This is a genomic window from Polaribacter sp. 2305UL8-11, assembly GCF_058147165.1.
In genome coordinates, this window is record NZ_JBYVJW010000004.1 from 38,839 (window position 1) to 59,551 (window position 20,713).

The following is a 20,713-nucleotide window of genomic DNA, read 5'->3' on the forward strand; positions in this document are numbered from 1 at the left end:
TTGATGGAAAAGTATACGTATTCAAAATGGTTTAAAATAGGAATTACTTTTTTCTTATTAATCTTGATTGGAGTTTTTATAGCTTTGTTTTTTATGCCCTTTTTTGATGATAAAACACAAGAAAGTTCAATTTATATAATTGCTCCAATATCTATTTCTTTAATAATATTTTGTTTTTTAGGGATAAGAGACCTTTTTATATCTAATGTCATTATTACAGATACTTTTATTTCTGCTAAAAATGTTTTGTCACACAGAAAGCTAAGAATAGAAGAGATTAAAGGGTATAAAACCAATGAGAATTATATTTTTATTTACCCAAAAAATAATTTAAAAAAGAGAATAAAAATTTCGAATTATATTTCTGATGATGGAGAAATTGGATATTGGCTTCATACAGGTTTTATAAATTTAAATGAGCAAGAACAAATAAAAGAAGTTAAGGATTTTCAAAGAAATAGTGAGTATGGAATATCTACTCAAGAAAAATATACATTACTAAATAAAGCACATAAAATAGCAAAATGGATTAAATTTTTAAGTATTTCTATTACAGTTTTAGCCCTGTTTTTAGCAAAGTACTTTAGTAATGAAAAATTTGTTTATATACTAGTTTTTATACCTTTAGTAATTATACTTATTGTTCTTTCTTTTAAAGGGATTATTAAATATGATGAAAAGAAAGAAGATGAACAAACTATCTACCCAAGTGTTTTATGGGGTTTTCTTTCACCAGTTTTTGGTCTATTATTATATGTAATGTTCACTATAAATATTTTAAAATATGATGCCATTTGGGAATTACTAATATCCACTACTTTTGTAATTTTCTTTTTGTGTGTTTATGGTTCTAAAGAGTATAAGTTTGAAAACGCTAAATCAATAGGTACTTTTATAAGTTTATTTGTGTTTTCTGCTATGTACTGCTTTAGTGTTATTGTTATTTATAATGTGTTTTTTGATATTTCTAAAACCAAGCTACATAAAGCTGCTATTTTAGAGAAAAGAATTAGCAAAGGAAAAACAACGAGTTATTATTTTAAGTTAAATCACATAAAATTGTCTGATGAAGCAAGAGAGTTTAATGTTTCTAAAATTATCTATAATTCTAAAAACATTGGGGATTCAGTTGATATCTTTGTGAATCAAGGAAAACTAGATATTCCCTATTATAAAATAGAATAAAATGTCAAAATACATAAATTGGGGAATAATTGGTCTTGGAAAAATAGCCAATAAATTTGCCACGGATTTAGCAACTGTAAAAGATGCAAAATTAGTTGCTGTAGCTTCCAGAAGTCAGAAAAAAGCGAATGAATTTGCGAGTGAATTTGGTGCAGAAAATGGCTATAATTCTTATGAAGCATTGGCAAATGACCCAATTATAGATGCTGTTTATATTGCAACTCCACATAGTTTTCATAAAGCACATACTATACTTTGTTTGCAACATAAAAAAGCAGTTTTATGTGAAAAACCTTTTGCAATGAATCTACAAGAAGTTGAAGAAATGATTGTTGTTGCCAAAGAAAATGATACGCTTTTAATGGAAGCCTTATGGACGTATTTTTTACCTCATTACCAATATGTATTAGAGGTCATAAAAAGTAATTCTTTAGGAAAATTAAAAGAACTTAAAGCAGATTTTGGCTTTTATACAACCTACAATACCAAAAGTAGAGTTTTTAAAAAAGACCTTGGAGGAGGTTCTTTATTGGATATTGGAATCTATCCTATTTTTGGAGCTTTATCAACTTTAGGAACTCCCAAAAACATAGATGCAAACGCAACTTTTTTCGATAATGGAGTAGATTCAAGTTGTTCAATTATTTTTGAATACAACACTGCAAAAGCATATTTAAAAAGCTCACTTTTAGAAGAAACAAAAACTGAAGCTATTTTTACATTTGAAAAGGGAATGTTGATTGTAAATAGGCAATTTCACGCACCAAGTTATGTAACAATTATTACTAAAGAAAAAGAAGAAACTATTTATTTTGAATGTGAAACTAATGGTTATAGTTTCGAAATAGCACATTTCAATCAGCTTTTTAGAGAAGATAAAAAAGAAAGCAATATAATGACTTTTGATTTCTCAAAAAACCTAATAAAAACTTTAGATGAGGTTAGAGGTATTATTGGTTTGGAGTATTAGAGCTGGTGCTTTCTATTTTTATTTAGATATGTAAATTATAAAAAAAAAAGTTTGAGTAAGTCTGTTTTGGTTTTCAAAAAGAAATATAAAATAAGTTATTAAAACAAATATCTATTACAGATTGTTACAACTTATTATTTTATAATTTCTGTTCTATGATTTTGACCCCAATATATTATTTCGCCAATTAAATTATCTAGAGTTTTTCCGTGTTTTGTTAAAGAATATTCAACAGTAATAGGTTTGGTGTCTTTAACTGTACGTGTAATTAGTTTATTTACTTCTAATTCTTGCAAATCATTAGATAATTTTTTTGGAGCAATTCCATTTAAGCTTCTTTTTAATTCCATAAATCTCATGGTTCCTCCACGAAGCAATGTGCCAATTATTTGTATTTTCCATTTTCCAGATAGCAACTCCATTGTATCTCTTATGGCTAATAACTGTCCAATGCACTCTTTAGATAGTTCTTCCTTTTGTATTTCCATTTCTGTAAAGTTTAATAGTTTCTTAAATGAAACTAGTATCTTTTTGTTAATAAGTATCAAAAGTAAACTATTATTTTTAAATTTGTATCGTAAAATAAAAAAAAACATATTATGAGTACTAAAACATTTTTAACAATTCACGGAGTAATTTATGCAGTTTTTGGGTTAGGTTTATTTTTTATTCCTGAATTATTATGGCCAAATTATGGATTAGAATTAAATGATAGATATTCGGTTTTTCTATCTCAACATACTACTATATTTTTAGGAGGTATTGCAATTATTAGTTTATTATTTAGAGATGTAGAAGAAAAAAGTATTTATGCAAAGAAAATTTTAACAGGTTTATTATGGACAAACATATTAGGAGTTGTTATAACGCTTTTTGCCATTTATCAAGGTATTTTTTATGGCTTTGGATGGTCTGATCCTGCATTTTTTGCTTTACTAACCATTCTATCTTTTATTACTTTAAAAAGAAATCAATAATTAAAAATTTAAAATAATGAGTACACAAAAAATTTGGGATTTACATTTAAAATATGATGGTCCAGTTACAGAAGAATTTATGGAGGGAAACAAACAATTAGCAGAGAGTATTGCTAAAGAAGAAGGTGTTGTTTGGAAAATATGGACCTATGAAGAAGGAACCAACCATTTTGGTTCTACCTATTTGTTTAAGAATATTGAATATTTGAAAAAGTATAGAGAAATGCATATTAAAAGATTAAATGCTATTGGAATAACAGATATTACAGATCATATTTTTGACATCTTTGAAGATTTAAGTAAAATAGATAAAGCCCCAATAGGTTAATAAACTGTAAACAGTTTTTAAGTTTCGGAGAATATTTTTTGTTTCTTCGAAACTTTTTTCTTTTTCAAAAATTTTTTTTTAATTCTTTTCTTCTTGTAATAAAAAAACTCAAGCGAAAACTTGAGTTTTTAGTATATTTTAAACTGAAAATTAAATCAATTTACATAGCTCCCCATTCTTTTAAAGAAGCTTTATTCATTTTTATGTATCCTGCATTTTTAGCAATTTCTGCATATTTTAAAGACTCTTTTGCTGCTGCAATTGCTCCTTTTTTATTTCCTGCTTTCGCATGGATTAAAGATTGCTGACGTAAATACCAAAAACGGGGCTTATCAGAAGTCATAGCAACTGCTTTGTCTATCCATTGTTGTGCTTTTTTAATGTCTTTACCAGCTTGTAAGTAGTAAACTGCTGCACCATACATATCATTTGCTGTAGGCCCATTCATTACTTTTTCAATATTATTAGAAACCATTTTATCAGTAGGTGTTTCAAATTTTAATCCTACATAAACATTTTCCCACATAATTCCAATAACTGCAGAATCGTTAGTTAAATCATCAAAAGAAATAGTAAATGTTTCTATTGGCATTGGCATTTTAAAAGGAGTAACAGTAACTTTTGCAGCTACTTTAGAATCATCCCACTTCCTTGGAGTTCCCCAATTTGTTGCATCATTATATAAAATGATATCCCAAGTTTTTTCTCCAGGAATAGAATACAATGCATAAGTACCTTTTTTTAACTTTTTTCCATCTACCATAAAATCTGTAGAAAAAGTTAATTTTGTATTTGAATTGGCTCCAGTTCTCCAAACTTTTCCATAATCTTCTAAACCGCCAAATATTTTTCTTCCTTTCATACTTGGTCTTGAGTATTCTAAAGTAACATCAGTTAAACCTACTTTTTGCTCAATTTTTTGAAACGGACTTGGTGCAGGGGTTTTAATTTGTGCATTTGCAGAGAAAGAAATTGCTGCAACAAATAGCGATACTATTATTTTTTTCATAATTACTGGTTGTTTATTTATTAATACTTTCAAAATTACAATTTCAAAAAACGAGAAACGTTAACAAAAACTTAAAATAAGGGATTGTATCTTTGCATTAACTATAATAAATATGAAGAAATATATCTCCGAATTTATCGGAACATTTTCAATGATTTTCTGTGGAACAGGAGCCATGACTGTAAACGAAGTTACAGGCGGAAGTGTAACACATGTTGGTATTGCAATTACTTGGGGATTGATAGTTATGGCTATGATTTACGCCTTTGGCGAAACTTCTGGAGCACATTTTAATCCAGCTGTAACAATTGCCTTTGCCTATGCAAAAAAGTTTGCTTGGAAAGAAGTGCCAAAATACATTATTGCTCAAATTTTAGGTGCATTTGCTGCCAGTTTAATTTTGTGGTTTTTGTTTCCAGCAAGTGAGTTTTTAGGAGCTACAATCCCTACTGTAGATGTTTGGAGAGCATTTGTTATAGAATTATTATTAACTTTTTTCTTGATGGTTGTCATCATTAATGTATCTACAGGAAGTAAAGAAATTGGGGTTGTTGCAGGAATTGCAATTGGAGCAGTTGTGTTGTTAGAAGCCATGTTTGCAGGTCCAATTACAAATGCATCTATGAATCCTGCACGTTCTTTAGCACCAAATATTGTTTCTGGAAATGTTCAAGGATTATGGTTGTATTTAATTGCGCCAATTTTAGGTGCTTTGTTAGCTGTAGTGTCTTGTAAATTGGTAAAAGATGATAATTGTTGTAATACCCCAAATTGCTAAAAGATGCATAAAATAAGTGTTTTAGGATGTGGATGGTTAGGAAAACCCTTAGCAATTTCTTTTTTACAGGATGGTTACACTGTAAAAGGCTCTACAACTTCTGATGAGAAAATAGCATCTTTAGAAAGTTTAGGTATAGACACTCATATTGTAAATATTGCTGAGTTTGAAGAATATGATGTTTTTTTAGAATCCGATATTTTAATTGTTGCAATAACCTCAAAAGATATTGATGGTTTTGAAAATTTGATTGCTCAAATTCAAAATTCATCAATTCAAAAGGTGATTTTTATAAGCTCTACTTCTGTGTATCCAAGAATTAATAAAGTGATGACAGAAGAAGATGAAGTTGTGCAAAATCATCCTTTGGTTGAAATTGAAAATTTATTTAGAGAAAATACTTTTTTCGAAACTACGATTATTCGTTTTGCAGGTTTATTTGGAGGCGAAAGATATCCTGCAAATTGGTTTAAAAACGAGCGTGAAATTCCACAACCAGAAGGGTTTGTAAATATGATTCATCAAGAAGATTGTATCGAGATTATTCACGAAATTATCAATCAAAATTGTTGGAATGAAACCTTTAATGCTTGTGCAAATCATCATCCAACAAGAGAGCAATTTTATATAAAAGCTAGAGAAAGTAAAGGTTTTGAAGCTCCTGTTTTTAAACAAGAAAAAGTTTTTGAATGGAAAATTATTTCTTCGGATAAAGTGCAAAGAGTTTTAAGCTACTCTTTTATTTACGATGATTTGTTGAGGAATTAGGGTTTAGAGTTCAAAATTCCAAGTTCCAAGTTAAAGTTGAGATTTCTCCATAAAGTCGAAATGACATTCATAAGAAAATCTCATTTTTGCATACTGCATACTGCATACTGCATACTGCTAACTATACTTCCTCTTTCTCAAATAATTAAAAACAAACCCAAAAACAAACAAAATAAGTAGTGGCAAAATCACATTCAAAAACTGCCAAAAAGTACGTTCTTTAAATGCCTTTTGCTTGTCTAACATTCTAATTTGTAAAGTTTTATTTCTTAGTTTAATCAAACCAGAATCGTCTAATAAATAATCTACAGTATTTAATAAAAAGTCTTTATTTCCAAAGGTTTGATTGGTCCATTTGTCTCTTGCTAAATCGTGTGGTTTTCCTTTTAAAAGTTGGTTTTTTCCAACATCACCATCAGCAATAATTACCATTTTATTGTTGTTTGCATTTTCTTTAAAAAGTGATGTTTCAAAAGGTTTTACTCGATTTTTATAAGCCGAATTAAAATCGCCCTCTAACAAAACTGCAAATAATTGATTCCCACTTTTGTAATCTGTTTCCATCACTTCATCAGCAATAGATTGTAGCTCAATAAAATTTGGGGTTCCTACTTTTTGGGTTAATAAAGAACTTACTAATAATGGTGTTTTTTTGATGTTGTTTTTTAAGGTATCTATTTGATTTGCAAATTGTAAACGAACAGGAGCAACATTTTTTGTAATTGGATGATTTGGATTTCCACCAACTAAAGGATGATAAAACCATTCCAGATTTTTAAACTGTGTTTGATTGCCAACTTTTCCTGTTGCTAAAGGAATTTTAGCAGCATATAAATCTTTAATTAAAGTGGTGTTAATTCTTACTCCGTAAGTAAATAATAAGTCTGTCAAGTTCAAATCTCTTGGATAAGCCAACATTTTTCCGCCATTAAATAAGCTGTCTTGATCTGCTTGCACATTGTCTATCATCCAAAGTGTTTTACCACCATTTGTAATAAATTGGTCTAACACAAATTTTTCTTTTTCTGTAAATTTTTCAGTTGGTTTTGCAATAATAGCCAAATCTAAAGACGTTAAATCTTTTAAGGTTTGCTTTGGATTTGTAGCTACAGAATCTAACGTAAATTTAGCCATTCTGTATTTTTTGGCAACTTCACTTAAAAAACTATATTGATAAATATCTTCTAACTCTCCATTTCCAGTGATAACTGCAACTTTCTGCTGTTTTTTCTGTGTGATGGAATTAATTGCATTCGAAAAACTATATTCTAAATTTTCAATGGCTTTTTGCAATTGCTCGTCTTGTGATGCTACAATTGCGTTGGGTAATAAAGAAACAGTAGTGGATTTCTTTCCGTAAGTAAGTTCTGCCCAAGGAAAAATAATAGCTTCAGAGAGTTTACCTTCTTCTTCTACTGTTAATTGGCTTGGAATCATCCCTCTTTTAATCAACATTTCACGTTGATTGTCTGGATTTTCAAAATTGATTATGATATTCGGATTTTCTGCAGCTAACTCTTCTAAATATTGACGAGTTTCTGCTTGCAATCTTTTAAATTCTGATGGAAAATCGCCTTCTAAATACACAGTAATAAAAAGTGTATTATCTATTTTTGAAATGATGTTTTTTGTGGTTTCAGAAAGTGTGTAGCGTTTGTCTGAAGTTAAATCGAAACGTTTGTAAAAAGATTGATTGATAAAGTTTAAAACAATCAATCCAACTAGTAAAAATGCGGTATTTTTTATCTTCTTATTCATTGTCTAAACGCATTTTAGTAATGAATAAAAAGAAACCAGTAACACTCAAAAAATAAATAATATCTCTTGTATCTATAACGCCTCTAGAAATACTTTTAAAATGCTCGTTAATTCCGATTTTTTTGATGAATAAATCATTTCCTAAAGAGTTGGAAATGGCGTCAAATCCATAATATAAAAAAAACGTGATAAACACTGCAAAAATAAAAGCAACTATCTGATTTTTAGATAATGTTGATGTAAACAAACCCACAGCAGTGTAAGTTGCTGCTAAAAATAACAAGCCAATATAAGAGCCAATTGTACTGCCAAAATCGATATTTCCAACAGGATTTCCTAAGCTGTAAACTGTATATACATAAGTTAAAGTAGGAATTAAAGCCACAACAACCAATAGGAGTGATGCCCAAAATTTACCTAAGACAATTTGCCAATCAGAAATGGGTTTTGTTTTTAAGAGTTCTATGGTTCCGTTGTTAAACTCGTCTGAAAAAGATTTCATAGTAATTGCAGGAATCAAAAATAAAAATACCCAAGGAGCTAAAAAGAAAAACGGATTTAAATCTGCAAAACCAGCATTTAAGATGTTAAAATCGTCTTTAAAAATCCAGAGAAATAAACCATTTATCAACAAGAAAACTCCAATAACCAAATAGGCAATTGGACTTGCAAAAAATGAGTTGAATTCTTTTTTTAGGATTGGGAACACTTTTTTTCTTATTTAAATTTACACTTCGACAAGCTCAGTGTGACATTCTGATTTTTAATTGTTATTCGTTTTTATAATAATATTTCTAATACTAAATTTCTTGTTTTACTCTCTAAAGCCAATTTATCTTATAACAGTCAGTCTGAGCTTGTCGAAGACTTACTATTAAAACTAATTTACATTCTAGAATTTGGATTTTGAGTATAATTTTTAGAAAATTCAACTAAATTATCCCAATTTTCATTAATTAAAGCTTTTTTCTTTCTTCTAGACCAACCTTTAATTTTCTTTTCATACTGAATTGCATCTCTTGGGTCATAACACTCTAAATACCATTTTAATTCCACTGGCAATCTTGTAAAAGTATATGAATCTTTACTTTTTCCAGATTTATGTTCTGTCATTCTTCTCTCTAAATCATTTGTCATTCCTGTATAAAAAGAGTTGTCTGAACAAAGTAAAATATAAACGTAATATCTCTTCATAATTTAATTTTACACTTCGACAAGCTCAGTGTGACATTCTGATTTTTAATTGTTATTCGTTTTTATAATAATATTTCTAATATTAAATTTCTTGTTTTACTCTCTAAAGCCAATTTATTAACAACTGTCAGTCTGAGCTTGTCGAAGACTTATTATTAAAACTAATTTACATTATAGAATTTGGATTTTGAGTATAATATTCTTATTTCTTATTTCTTGTTTCTTTTTTCTCAAAAGGATATTTTTTAAACTCCTAATTTCTAACTTTATTGTAAACTCACTCTTTTATCCACACTCCAAGCTAATGGTTTATCGTTAAAATACGTTTTAGTTTGTTTCCAAGTGGTTTTAAACAACTCAGAGTTTCTGTAATTTTCTAAATCTTCTTCTGTATTCCAATAAGAATAGGTAAAAAAGATGCCAGAATTATTTTTATCTTGATACAATTCTAACAATTCACATCCTTTAGAAGCTCTTATCAAAGATTTTTTATCTTCAAACATTGTTAAAAATGCTGTAATGTGTTTTTGATGAAAACTCATTTTTACAATTCGTACAAACATATTTTTTTAGGTTAATGGAGTAAATTCTGGTTTAGAATCATTGTAAAACTCAATAATAATAGGATCTCTATAATTTAATCCTAAAAGTGTAGAAGCACCACCAACAGTGCCTAAATTACTTCTGTAAATGGCAATTTCTAGAAACCCTGCAGAATTAAAAATGGCTAATTTACTTCCATCATATTGTATGCTATCATGTGCACTATCTCCAGTAACTTCATTATATTTTGTAAATATTTTAGAAAAGGAATAACGTCTTGCACTAGCTTTAAAACGACGACCTTTACCAATGTCTTGGAACATTTTTTTGCTAATATTACTAATTACATTTCCATAATTATCAATATATAAAACACCTCCAATAATCTGATTTTGTGCTTGATTTACCTGTGGTTGAATTTCTATAAGCTTTTTATATTCTTGTATTTCTTTACCAATTACAGTTAAATTTCCTCCTCTAGCAATAAAACAAGCTACTTGAACAAAAACATCCAACACAGGAAAACTACTTTCAATTCTATCATGAATATTAATTTCTACAATTTTAGTAGGCTTAATTTCTGAAGCAATCATTGAGATTAATCCATTATCAGGACAAACAAAAAAATGGTTGTCTAATTCTAAGGCAATATGTTTATTATCTCTACTTAACTCAGAGTCTACACCAACAATATGTATGGTTCCATCAGGAAAGCTTTTGTAAGAATTTTTTAAAATATAAGCAGTTTCTGTAATATTAAATGGCGATATTTCATGCGTAATATCAACAATTTTAGCATCAGAAAGTTCTGAGTAGATTGCTCCTTTAACAGCACCAACAAAGTGGTCTTTGGTTCCAAAATCTGTAGTTAATGTAATTAGAGACATTAATTTTATGCTGTTAATTGAATTGTGTAAAAGTTGTTAATTAGTTTACGCAAATCTAATCATTTTAGTATTTTAAATTACTATTTTTAGTTGAATAAATAACGATAACCATAAACAAAATATTATCATTTGAACGAACGCATTATAGAGCTTACAGAAATCAGTCCTAAAGATTTTTTTGGCGAACACAACAGTACAATTGAGCAATTAAAAAGATACTTTCCAAAAATTAAAATTGTTGCTCGTGGATCTAAACTCAAAATTTACGGAGAACCAGATATTTTAGACGAATTTGAAACTCGTTTAGATAGATTGATAAAATACTATAATCGTTACAACAAGTTGGATGAGAATAGTATTGAGCGTATTTTAACATCAACAGGAAATGAAGAGCAAACCAAATCTACAAAAAATGCAAAAGATGTTTTAGTACATGGGGTTAGTGGGAAATTAGTGAAAGCGCAGACAGAAAATCAGCGTAAAATGGTCACACTAATGAGTAAAAATGACATGCTTTTTGCTGTAGGACCTGCAGGAACTGGGAAAACTTATACAGCAGTTGCTTTGGCAGTAAAAGCACTGAAAGAAAAAGAGGTTAGAAGAATTATTTTAACAAGACCAGCTGTAGAATCTGGTGAAAATTTAGGCTTTCTTCCTGGAGATTTAAAAGAAAAACTAGACCCATATATGCAACCTTTGTACGATGCTTTGCGAGATATGATTCCGCATGAAAGGCTAGAATCTCACCTAGAAAAAGGCGTTATACAAATTGCACCTTTAGCGTTTATGCGTGGTAGAACTTTAGACAATGCATTTGTAATTTTAGACGAGGCACAAAATACAACCCATAACCAAATGAAAATGTTTTTAACAAGAATGGGTAAAAATGCTAAATTTATTATTACTGGTGATCCTGGTCAAATAGATTTGCCAAGAAAACAAGTTTCTGGTTTAAAAGAATCTTTATTAGCATTAAAAGATATTGATGGTATAGCACAAGTTTATTTAGATGATAAAGATGTGGTAAGACATAGATTGGTGAAGAAAATTATAACTGCTTATAAAAGTATAGAAACTGAATGATAAAAATAGAAAAAGAAAAATTAGGACTTCAAGATTATTTCTACATTGGCTATTTATATTTGATTATTTTAGGAATTGTAAGTGATGCTATATTTTATGGAATTTTTGGAGTTTCTTATTTAAACTATACCACAATTTTAGATGCATTAATTTCTCCAATTAGTTTATTAACCAATAATTGGGTTCTTGCTGTTGCACTAGGTATAATGTTTGCGTTACTTTATTTTTATTTGACAAAAGGAGCCCCAAAAATCTATAAAAAATTGAGAGTTAAAAAATGGTATCAAAAACTATATAATATAGAAAAATGGGACAAACGTTATGCAGATTTAGAAGAGAAAAAAAATCTAATTCCTGGTATGATGTTCTTATTTTTTTTATTGTTTGTATCAATGAGAACTGGTTATGGATTTGGCATGAAACACAAGCTTACAGAAAATGAGATTACTCCAAATCACACTCTAATTTTTAAAGATAACAGCAGATTAGATGTTAGAAAGATTGGGCAAAATTCTGCATATTTCTTTTATTTTATACCAGGTGAAAAAGTAATTACAGCTACACCAATTGTAGATAATTTAAAGCAAATAAAAGTGCTAAAAAAGAAAAAGAAATAACTTTGGATAGTTTATTTTTGCAGCCACAACAACAACTAAAAAAATGAATACAATTAACGAAACTAATTTTCAGTTTCCCAAACAAAAATCTGTTTATAAAGGCAAAGTAAGAGAAGTTTACAATATTAATGACGAACTTTTAGTAATGATTGCCACAGACAGACTCTCTGCATTTGATGTGATTTTGCCACGTCAAATTCCGTTTAAAGGACAGATTTTAAATCAGATTGCCACAAAAATGATGAATGATACAGCTGATATTGTTCCTAATTGGTTGTTGTCAACTCCAGATGAAAATGTAGCCATTGGTCATTTATGCGAACCTTTTAAAGTAGAAATGGTTATTCGTGGATATCTTTCAGGACATGCAGCTCGTGAATACAAATTAGGAAAAAGATTACTTTGTGGAGTAAAAATGGCAGAAGGATTAAAAGAAAACGATAAATTTCCTGAACCGCTAATTACACCATCAACCAAAGCAGATAATGGCGAACATGATGAAGACATTTCTCGTGAAGATATTTTATCCAAAGGAATTGTTTCTAAAGAAGATTATATTGTTTTAGAAAAATATACAAGAGCATTATTTCAAAGAGGAACAGAAATTGCTGCAAAAAGAGGCTTGATTTTAGTAGATACCAAATACGAATTTGGTAAAACAAAAGATGGCAAAATTGTATTGATTGATGAAATTCACACACCAGATTCTTCTCGTTATTTTTATGCTGATGGGTATGCAGAAAGACAAGAAAAAGGAGAAACACAAAAACAATTATCTAAAGAATTTGTGCGCCAATGGTTGATAGAAAATGGTTTTCAAGGAAAAGATGGGCAACAAATACCAGAAATGTCTGATAAAAAAATTGTAGAAATTTCGAATAGATACATAGAGTTATATGAACAAATTACTGGAGAAACTTTTGTAAAAGCATCAACAGAGAATGTTTTAGAAAGAATTGAAGAGAATGTAAAACCATTTTTAAAATGTTGAATAAAAATTTAGATTTAAAATATTTCCTTTTTTTAGTTACTTTAGTTTTCATTAGTTGCAATTTTGAATTTAGTGAAGACTCATTTAGTTATATAGAACCATATAGTAACGATTCATATAATTTATCTCTTTCAAACTTTAGTGATGGTACTGTGTTAAGAGAACCTACTAAAGTTTATTATAATGAAAGTTCAAAAAAAAATGAACGATTATTTTTGATAGAATTTTTTATTGACGGTAAATTAGTATTATCTACTAAATATCTCCAAGGAGAAATCCTTATAAATACAGACGAATTGAGTGAAGGAGCTCATCAACTTATTACAAAATATTACTATTTTACAGGTTCTGGGAGTTTAGCTGATAAAAATAATTCCGAGGGTTTTGTAAGAGAAGACGTTTATGATTTTATTGTAGACAAAACATTAACAGACCCAATAGACATAAAAAAAATTGAAATTAAAGATGGAACTATTTTTGTTAGTTGGGATATTCCAAACAATTTAAATTTTAAAGAGGCCTATATAAGGGATCATAATGGTGGAGGTGGAACTAGACTTACCAAAGAAGAAATTTCTAAAGGAGTTTTTAACGATATTTATTCAGTCCACGGGAATGTTGAATATTCTATTTATTTAAAGAATAGATACCACGAAAATTTGGGACAAAAGCTCACATATGAAATTGAAGATTTAGAAGTTGAATTAAATTATGTTAATGATAACAAAACTAAACTTTCATGGAAAAAACACCCAGTTTATAAAAATGCTGGGGGAATGAATTTTTTTGGAGCTTCCAATGGCATAAGGAATTTAATTCCTAAAACAAACGCGGATCCAACTAAAGATGGAGAATTTATAATTAACGAAAGGTTAGCTTTTACTGGTACCTATATTTTAGTTTTTGATTACAACACAAGCAGAGGTCGTCAGTTTCATTTAAAGTTGGGAAAAGTTTTTGGGCAAGAACATATAAATAATACTGTATCACATAGTGGTTTTAAAGATATGGTTTATTCAAATAAATCAGATACATATTTTACGTTAAGTCAAGATAATAATCATAATAATCGAAAAATCTATATACATGAATTTTCTTCAGAGTTAGAACTTTTAAGAGAGATAAGCTATGAGAATCCATCAGATTATACAGGCTCTGGTAAATTGTTTTTAGATGAAGTTTCTCAAAGCCTAATTGTTAATTATTATGAAGCATCCATTGAATTAGATGTTAATTCTTTATCTATCATTGAAAAGAATAGTTTAACAGATTTTACAGGTTTTGATAAATTTCAAAAGTTCTATAATAGAACAGACGTCATTGCTGTTTTAAAATATGATTCAGGGTATTTCATTGAATTTTATGATATTAATAGTAAAAATATAATTCATAAAACTGGAGTGAATAATTATATCCATGGAATTTCGGATGACGGTAAATTTATTAGCTATGGAGGTAAATTATATTCCATTATAAATGGCAAGCCAGATTTTTTGATGGATTTAAATGAAAGTGAAAAGATTATTAATATGGACTTTTCATCTGATAATACGAAGCTAGTCTACTATACAGAAAATGATAAAGTTGTTCTATATGATATTTTAACTAGGCAGAAAACCTTGATGAATAATAAAAAAGATGTTTTCTGGGTCAAATATGACAATAAATCAAATAATGTTTTACTAATAAATAAACAATCAAGTGCTTCTAGTGCAGGTCTTTCAGTTTTCAATAATCAAGGAGCATTTTTAACAGATTTTTTAGATCTAAATATATATCGTAATACCGAGAATTATTTTTTTCTTAAAGGAGATAAATTATTTTATTTAATAAATGGCAACTATACAAATTATGTTTTTTAAAATTAACATTCGCTTTTGGTTATTAATTGTTTTTTTTAGTTCAAATGCATTAACACTAAAAGCTCAAGATAAAGGAATTATTTTTGTTGAGATTAATTATAATACTTTTTTGCACTCACCTTTAAAACAATTTCAAGACGAATTATTGAAAGATGTAACAGAAGTTGCTCTAACTGTTAATGATAATTTTCCAAGTAATATTGGTTTTTTAACAGGTTATAAATTAAATTCAATTAATACAGAATTTTTTGTTTCTTACAATAGCACAGGAGGAAAAATATCATATTCTGATTATTCAGGAATTATAAGATTTACACAAAGTTTACAAGGAATAACTTTAGGTGGAGAATATCAAATAAAGTTAAGTAAAGAAAATGCAAAAGGTGAATTTTATTCAGGTTTTAGAGGTTTTTTAACCTTTTCATCATTAAAATTAGAAAGCTTTTCTCAAATATTAACAACTGTAAATAAAGAAAGTATAGGGTTTTCTTCAGTTGATATTGGAGCTGGAGTAAGACTTTTGTACGAATATCCTGTTTCCATTTTGAAAATAAGATTAAATTTAGGGTATGATTTAGTTTTTGGAAATAATTTACTTTTAGATACAAATAAAGATTTTCATTTAGAAAATAAAGATAAAAAGTCTGTGAAAACAGAATGGAGTGGTGTAAGATTTGGAATTGGGATCTCTTTTCCAATTTAATAGTAATAAAACAAACAACAATGAAAATAGAACCAAGAACAAGAGGATTTATTTGTTTAACTGCACATCCAGTAGGTTGTGAGCAAAACGTAATCAATCAAATAGAATATGTAAAATCGAAAGAAAAAATTGATGGCGCAAAAAAAGTATTAGTGTTAGGTTCATCAACTGGGTTTGGATTAGCATCTAGAATTACAAGTGCTTTTGGCTCAGATGCAGCAACAATTGGTGTTTTCTTTGACAAACCTGCAACAGAAGGCAGACCAGCATCACCAGGGTTTTACAATACAGCCGCTTTTGAAAAGCACGCTCATGCAGCAGGTTTGTATGCAAAAAGCATTAATGGAGATGCTTTTTCAAACGAAATAAAAGAGCAAACTATCAACTTAATAAAAGAAGATTTAGGGCAAGTAGACTTGGTTATTTATAGTTTAGCATCACCAGTAAGAACACATCCAGAAACAGGAAAACGTTACAAATCTGTTTTAAAACCAATTGGACAAGTGTTTTCTGATAAAACAGTAGATTTTCACACAGGAAAAGTTTCTGAGGTTTCTATCAATCCTGCAGAAGGAGATGATATCGAAAATACAGTTACAGTAATGGGTGGAGAAGATTGGAAAATGTGGATGGATGCCCTAAAAGAAGCAGGTGTTTTATCACAAGGAGCAACAACAGTAGCTTATTCTTATATTGGCCCAGAAGTTACAAAACCAGTTTATAGAAATGGAACTATTGGTGCTGCAAAAGATCATTTAGAAGCGACTGCTTTTAAAATTACAGACGATTTAAAATCGATTGATGGTAAAGCTTATGTATCTGTAAATAAAGCATTGGTTACACAAGCCAGTTCTGCAATTCCTGTAATTCCTTTATACATTTCTTTATTGTTTAAAGTGATGAAAGCCAAAGAAATTCACGAAGGTTGTATAGAGCAAATTCAGCGTTTATATAGTGAGCGTTTGTATATTGATGGTGACATTCCTTTGGATGAAAAAGGAAGAATTAGAATTGATGATTGGGAAATGTATGAAGATGTACAAGCAGAAGTTGCACAACTTTGGGAGCAAGCAACTACAGAAAATGTTGCAGAAATAGGAGACTTAGAAGGCTATAGTAATGATTTTTACAATCTTTTTGGCTTTAAAGTAGAAGGTGTAGATTATGATGCAGATGTTAATGAAATGGTAGAAATACCAAGTGAAAAATAATTAAATTCTCATTCTTGCGCAGGCAAGAATCTAAATAAAAACCTCACAAATTAAAAAATCTGTGAGGTTTTCTTTTTTATCTTGTAAAAAAATAAATAGATGAAAGCAGTAACCGTAAAACAATTAAAAGACGAACTTTCTCATAAATCTGCTAATGAATTAAAAGAGTTGTGTTTGCATTTGTCTAAATTTAAGAAAGAAAATAAAGAATTATTAACGTATTTGTTATTTGAATCTCATAATGAAGAAGGATACATTCAATCTATAAAAGAACAAATAGATTTACTTTTTAATGATATTAATACAAACAGTTTTTATTACATTAGAAAGAGTGTTAGAAAAATTTTAACACTTACTAAAAAGTACATTCGTTACTCAAAAAAGAAAGAAACAGAAACAGAATTGCTTCTTTATTTTTGTAAAAAATTAAAAGCGTTCAAACCATCAATTAAGAGAAGTACAAGGCTACAAAATGTATTTGAGACACAGGTTAGAATGATTAAAAAAGCTATCGAAAAATTGCATGAAGATTTACAATACGACTATTTGTTAGAGTTAAATGAATTATTAGATGATTAAAAAAGAAAGACCAATTCTAGCCAATTTAGTAAATGAAGGTACCTCTAAATTGGAGCAGTTTCAAAACGAAGTAATTCGTCCTATAATCAAGATGCAGCATCTTTTGGTAATTTCTATGTTTAAAAACTACGTGCAAAAAAGAAAAATAGATTTTAAAGGTTTGTCTGGTGAGAAACAAAAAAAGGTAATTAATGCATCATTAACTAAAGATATCAACTTTAAAAGTGTATTGTTAGGTATTATTATTGGCCATTTTTCTGTGGATGAATTGGACTATCATCATAAAAATACTTCAGAATTAAATAGAAGAATTGTGCAGATTTTAAAACAAAGATTGCAAGACAGTATTTTAGAAATATAAAAAACCGCTACTTTTTTAGTAGCGGTTTTAACAATCAACCAAAACTTCTTTTTATGAAATTAAATATGCCTATCTAATAAATTAGAAGTTCACTTTTATAACAATACAAAGATAAGATATAATTGTTTAATAAAATGTTAAAAAAATTAAACAAAAAGTGTTAAAAAAAAAGAGGCTGTCTGAAAAGTCAAAAAATTAACTACTTGTCATATTGATCATTTCATCTTCGCTCAAGACAGGATTTGTCTAAATACAATTGATAATCAATGAATTACAAAACTTCGACAAGCTCAGTTTGACATACTTAACTGCTTTTTAAACAGCCTCCTTTTATAAATTTTGAAAACTATTTTTGAGCAAGTAATTTTTTCTGGTACCTACCTTGTACAATATCAATAATAACTAAAATAGCAATTACAAAATAGAATGTAGTTTTACTCATTGGTACAATTTCTTCTCCAAAAAGTTTAATGTGTGCTAAATGTCCACCTTCTGTGATTAGCATAATTCCCACAATAAATAAAATAAAGAGTCCTAAAACCTCATACATTCTATTTTTTGCTAAGAAAGAAGATACTTTATCTGCTAAAAATAACATTAACAAACCACTTGCAACAATGGCAATTGCCATAATAATAAATGCAGTTGTAGAGTTTTCTATCTCACTAGTCAAACCAATTGCTGCTAAGATAGAATCGAAAGAAAAAACCAGATTCATAATTACAATACTAACAATTGCAGCGTTTGCAGATTTGTTTCTTTTGGTATCGACCATTTCAGAATTTTCTAAATTGGGTGTTGCAATCATGTGCCAAATTTCTTTGATGGCTGTGTAAATAATAAATCCACCACCTAAAAGTACAATTATGCTATGACCATTAAAGGCAAATTTAACAACATCATCAATTTCGCCAGTTAAAAACGAAAAAGGCTCTTGAAAGTAATCAATAATAGATACTAAGAGAAAAAGCAATCCAATTCTTAAAGCAATAGCAACTAAAATACCAACTTTTCGAACTCTTTTTTGTTCTGCAACTGGGGCTTTTTTAGATTCTAAAGAGATGTACAATAAATTGTCAAAACCTAGAACAGCTTGTAACATAATCAGCATTAATAGCGTAAAGATATTTTCTAACATTTTTTAAATTTTTATGATGTCAAAGATATTTTTTCATTTTAATTCAACCAATCTTTATTCAAAAAAAATAACCTCATATTCTACTAAAATAAATATTTCCATAGAATACGAATACTTACAACAGCAATTAAGAGAGCTGTTGCCTTTTTAAGTTGAATAGGAGAGAAGTATTTGTTACTTATTCTACTGCCTATTTGTCCGCCAATAAAAACAGTAATCAATAAGGTAGAAGTTAGGTTCCAATCAATTCTAAAATCGGGATTTGAATACTGGCCTAATAGACCTCCAATAGAATTTACTAAAATAAAAAAACTTGCAGTTGCAGCTATTTTTTTTGGAGTGTCCCAATTTGTCAAATGCAAAATGGGTGCTAAAAAAATGCCTCCACCAATACCAACCATACCAGAAATAAAGCCAATAATTCCTCCATAACTGGCATTTTTTAAGGGTTTTATATTGTTGTTTTTTTTATCTGAAGAAACAATTTTTTTTGATATCCACATTGTAATTGCAGCAAAGAACAGTGTAAAACCTAATAAAATAAAAAAGAATTGCTGACTTATTTTTAAGTACCCACCTATGTAAGCTAAAGGAACACTAAAAAAAACGAGAGGAAGAATTTTTTTCCAATCTAATTTTTTATGACGATAAAATAAAAAAACATTTCCAGAAACGACTACAATATTACATAACAAAGCTGTAGCTCTAATTTGTGTAAAAATTATTCCTGTTAAAGCTAGTATTGCCAAGTAACTAGAACCACCTCCAAAACCAACAGATGAGTACAAAATTGCAACTATAAAAAATAGTAATATAATATGCCAATTTGCTAAAAAAACTTCAAAAAAAAGAATAGTTAACATAAAGCAAATATAATTTTCTATTTTTAGAAACTTTTAAAATGTAAGTATTATTTGTAAAACCGACTTTATTAAAAATTTAGAATAAAAAATGAAAAAAATACTCTTATTATTAATTATCGTAATTGCAGTTTCTTGTAAAAAGGAAAGTAAAAAAGACGTTAATACAGAAAAAACTATTGAAGCAAAGAAAGAAAATTTTCCTTCAGAATTAGGTAAAGTATTTACCAAACATGGTGGAATAAATGCTTGGAGAAAAGCGCAAATTTTGTCTTTTAATAAAGGTGAAGAAGTGCATACTGTAGATTTACACTCTAGAAAGACGGTCATCAATTCTCCAAAATATTCTTTAGGTTTTGACGGAAAAGAAGTTTGGATAGATCAAGACTCAACTTATTTTAAAGGAAACCCTAATTTTTATTATAACCTATATTTTTACTTTTATGCGATGCCATTTGTGTTGGCAGATGATGGGATAACATACAATAAAGTAGATGATTTAACTTTTGAAGGAACAAATTATCCTGGTTATAAAATTTCTTATGCTTCAAACAAAGGTACTTCTCCTGATGATAATTATATAGTGTATTACAACCCAAAAACTTATCAAATGGAATGGTTAGCATATACAGTTACGTTTAAATCTAAAGCACCTAGTAGTAAATATAATATCATTAGATACAATAAATGGGAAGACGTAAACGGATTAGTTCTGCCAAAAGAAATTACGTGGTATAAAAAAGATGAAAAAGGGACACCAACTGAACCAGCAGGAAATCCAACAGAATTTACGTTACCATTAGTAAGCCAAGGTAAATTAGCAGCTTCTTTTTTTGAGAAACCAAGAGAATAAGTTGGCAGTTTACAGTTGCAGTATAACAGTTAGAAAGTTTGTGAAAAAATAAAAATTT

24 protein-coding genes are annotated in these 20,713 nt (G+C 28.7%); 15 read left to right on the forward strand and 9 right to left on the reverse strand.

The annotated features are described in order from the left end of the window. The first annotated feature begins 3 nt into the window (after window positions 1-3). A complete protein-coding gene (locus tag ACY2RW_RS04650; RefSeq protein WP_490121536.1) occupies window positions 4-1,185 on the forward strand; it encodes a hypothetical protein in 1,182 nt (393 codons plus the stop codon). 1 nt (window position 1,186) lies between these two features. After that, window positions 1,187-2,155: a Gfo/Idh/MocA family protein gene (locus ACY2RW_RS04655; protein WP_490121537.1), complete on the forward strand. Its 969-nt coding sequence runs from the start codon at window positions 1,187-1,189 to the stop codon at window positions 2,153-2,155. Window positions 2,156-2,289: 134 nt separating this feature from the next. Here ACY2RW_RS04655 and ACY2RW_RS04660 read toward each other — a convergent pair whose 3' ends face one another. After that, on the reverse strand, window positions 2,290-2,643 hold the full coding sequence (locus tag ACY2RW_RS04660) for a winged helix-turn-helix transcriptional regulator (protein WP_490121538.1): 354 nt from the start codon (window positions 2,641-2,643) through the stop codon (window positions 2,290-2,292). Between the two features lie 111 nt (window positions 2,644-2,754). On the opposite strand from ACY2RW_RS04660, the gene ACY2RW_RS04665 reads away from it, so the two are divergent. Continuing rightward, complete coding sequence (locus tag ACY2RW_RS04665) at window positions 2,755-3,132, forward strand: hypothetical protein (RefSeq protein ID WP_490121539.1); 378 nt, start codon at window positions 2,755-2,757, stop codon at window positions 3,130-3,132. 16 nt (window positions 3,133-3,148) lie between these two features. Beyond that, window positions 3,149-3,460: a monooxygenase gene (locus ACY2RW_RS04670; protein ID WP_490121540.1), complete on the forward strand. Its 312-nt coding sequence runs from the start codon at window positions 3,149-3,151 to the stop codon at window positions 3,458-3,460. Between the two features lie 160 nt (window positions 3,461-3,620). Here the strand turns inward: ACY2RW_RS04670 and ACY2RW_RS04675 are convergent, their stop codons facing one another. Continuing rightward, complete coding sequence (locus tag ACY2RW_RS04675) at window positions 3,621-4,469, reverse strand: DUF2911 domain-containing protein (protein WP_490121541.1); 849 nt, start codon at window positions 4,467-4,469, stop codon at window positions 3,621-3,623. Between the two features lie 112 nt (window positions 4,470-4,581). Between ACY2RW_RS04675 and ACY2RW_RS04680 the strand changes: the two genes are divergently transcribed. Continuing rightward, window positions 4,582-5,247, forward strand: a complete 666-nt coding sequence (locus ACY2RW_RS04680; protein WP_490121542.1) for an MIP/aquaporin family protein — start codon at window positions 4,582-4,584, stop codon at window positions 5,245-5,247. 3 nt (window positions 5,248-5,250) lie between these two features. Next, window positions 5,251-6,015, forward strand: coding sequence for an NAD(P)-binding domain-containing protein (locus ACY2RW_RS04685; protein ID WP_490121543.1), 765 nt, complete (start codon window positions 5,251-5,253; stop codon window positions 6,013-6,015). Between the two features lie 117 nt (window positions 6,016-6,132). On the opposite strand, the gene gldG is transcribed toward ACY2RW_RS04685, so the two are convergent. From gldG to ACY2RW_RS04710, 5 genes are all read right to left on the reverse strand, one after another. Continuing rightward, entirely contained in the window at window positions 6,133-7,773 is a 1,641-nt protein-coding gene (gene gldG / locus ACY2RW_RS04690) for a gliding motility-associated ABC transporter substrate-binding protein GldG (RefSeq protein ID WP_490121544.1), read from the reverse strand. Then, window positions 7,766-8,482, reverse strand: a complete 717-nt coding sequence (gldF, locus tag ACY2RW_RS04695; RefSeq protein ID WP_490121545.1) for a gliding motility-associated ABC transporter permease subunit GldF — start codon at window positions 8,480-8,482, stop codon at window positions 7,766-7,768. Before gldF ends, gldG begins: the two co-directional genes overlap by 8 nt. 176 nt (window positions 8,483-8,658) lie before the next feature. Next, entirely contained in the window at window positions 8,659-8,967 is a 309-nt protein-coding gene (locus tag ACY2RW_RS04700) for a GIY-YIG nuclease family protein (protein WP_490121546.1), read from the reverse strand. Window positions 8,968-9,233: 266 nt separating this feature from the next. Further along, the gene (locus tag ACY2RW_RS04705) at window positions 9,234-9,530 is read right to left on the reverse strand and encodes a putative quinol monooxygenase (RefSeq protein WP_490121547.1); all 297 of its coding nucleotides are present in this window, start codon (window positions 9,528-9,530) and stop codon (window positions 9,234-9,236) included. A 6-nt stretch (window positions 9,531-9,536) separates the two neighbouring features. After that, window positions 9,537-10,397 carry an SAM hydrolase/SAM-dependent halogenase family protein gene (locus ACY2RW_RS04710; protein ID WP_490121548.1) on the reverse strand — a complete coding sequence of 287 codons (861 nt, stop codon included), beginning with the start codon at window positions 10,395-10,397 and terminating at the stop codon, window positions 9,537-9,539. A 129-nt stretch (window positions 10,398-10,526) separates the two neighbouring features. Between ACY2RW_RS04710 and ACY2RW_RS04715 the strand changes: the two genes are divergently transcribed. The 8 genes from ACY2RW_RS04715 to ACY2RW_RS04750 all read left to right on the forward strand — a co-directional run bounded on the left by ACY2RW_RS04715 (window position 10,527) and on the right by ACY2RW_RS04750 (window position 17,804). Further along, window positions 10,527-11,480, forward strand: a complete 954-nt coding sequence (locus tag ACY2RW_RS04715; protein WP_490121549.1) for a PhoH family protein — start codon at window positions 10,527-10,529, stop codon at window positions 11,478-11,480. Next, window positions 11,477-12,097 (forward strand): hypothetical protein, encoded by a 621-nt coding sequence (locus ACY2RW_RS04720; RefSeq protein ID WP_490121550.1) that lies wholly within the window; start codon window positions 11,477-11,479, stop codon window positions 12,095-12,097. Before ACY2RW_RS04715 ends, ACY2RW_RS04720 begins: the two co-directional genes overlap by 4 nt. A 43-nt stretch (window positions 12,098-12,140) precedes the next feature. Further along, entirely contained in the window at window positions 12,141-13,088 is a 948-nt protein-coding gene (locus ACY2RW_RS04725) for a phosphoribosylaminoimidazolesuccinocarboxamide synthase (protein ID WP_490121551.1), read from the forward strand. After that, the gene (locus tag ACY2RW_RS04730) at window positions 13,082-14,950 is read left to right on the forward strand and encodes a hypothetical protein (RefSeq protein ID WP_490121552.1); all 1,869 of its coding nucleotides are present in this window, start codon (window positions 13,082-13,084) and stop codon (window positions 14,948-14,950) included. The genes ACY2RW_RS04725 and ACY2RW_RS04730 overlap by 7 nt, the downstream gene beginning before the upstream one ends. Beyond that, window positions 14,922-15,653, forward strand: a complete 732-nt coding sequence (locus ACY2RW_RS04735; RefSeq protein ID WP_490121553.1) for a hypothetical protein — start codon at window positions 14,922-14,924, stop codon at window positions 15,651-15,653. Before ACY2RW_RS04730 ends, ACY2RW_RS04735 begins: the two co-directional genes overlap by 29 nt. Before the next feature lie 20 nt (window positions 15,654-15,673). Further along, window positions 15,674-16,864, forward strand: a complete 1,191-nt coding sequence (gene fabV / locus ACY2RW_RS04740) for an enoyl-ACP reductase FabV (RefSeq protein WP_490121554.1) — start codon at window positions 15,674-15,676, stop codon at window positions 16,862-16,864. Window positions 16,865-16,963: 99 nt separating this feature from the next. Beyond that, entirely contained in the window at window positions 16,964-17,443 is a 480-nt protein-coding gene (locus ACY2RW_RS04745) for a hypothetical protein (RefSeq protein WP_490121555.1), read from the forward strand. Continuing rightward, complete coding sequence (locus ACY2RW_RS04750) at window positions 17,436-17,804, forward strand: glyoxalase (protein ID WP_490121556.1); 369 nt, start codon at window positions 17,436-17,438, stop codon at window positions 17,802-17,804. The genes ACY2RW_RS04745 and ACY2RW_RS04750 overlap by 8 nt, the downstream gene beginning before the upstream one ends. 346 nt (window positions 17,805-18,150) lie before the next feature. On the opposite strand, the gene ACY2RW_RS04755 is transcribed toward ACY2RW_RS04750, so the two are convergent. Both ACY2RW_RS04755 and ACY2RW_RS04760 read right to left on the reverse strand, forming a co-directional pair. Beyond that, window positions 18,151-18,942: a TerC family protein gene (locus tag ACY2RW_RS04755; RefSeq protein WP_490121557.1), complete on the reverse strand. Its 792-nt coding sequence runs from the start codon at window positions 18,940-18,942 to the stop codon at window positions 18,151-18,153. A gap of 83 nt (window positions 18,943-19,025) precedes the next feature. Then, the gene (locus ACY2RW_RS04760; RefSeq protein ID WP_490121558.1) at window positions 19,026-19,805 is read right to left on the reverse strand and encodes a sulfite exporter TauE/SafE family protein; all 780 of its coding nucleotides are present in this window, start codon (window positions 19,803-19,805) and stop codon (window positions 19,026-19,028) included. Between the two features lie 88 nt (window positions 19,806-19,893). On the opposite strand from ACY2RW_RS04760, the gene ACY2RW_RS04765 reads away from it, so the two are divergent. Next, window positions 19,894-20,655 carry a DUF6503 family protein gene (locus ACY2RW_RS04765; RefSeq protein ID WP_490121559.1) on the forward strand — a complete coding sequence of 254 codons (762 nt, stop codon included), beginning with the start codon at window positions 19,894-19,896 and terminating at the stop codon, window positions 20,653-20,655. Window positions 20,656-20,713 lie beyond the last annotated feature (58 nt).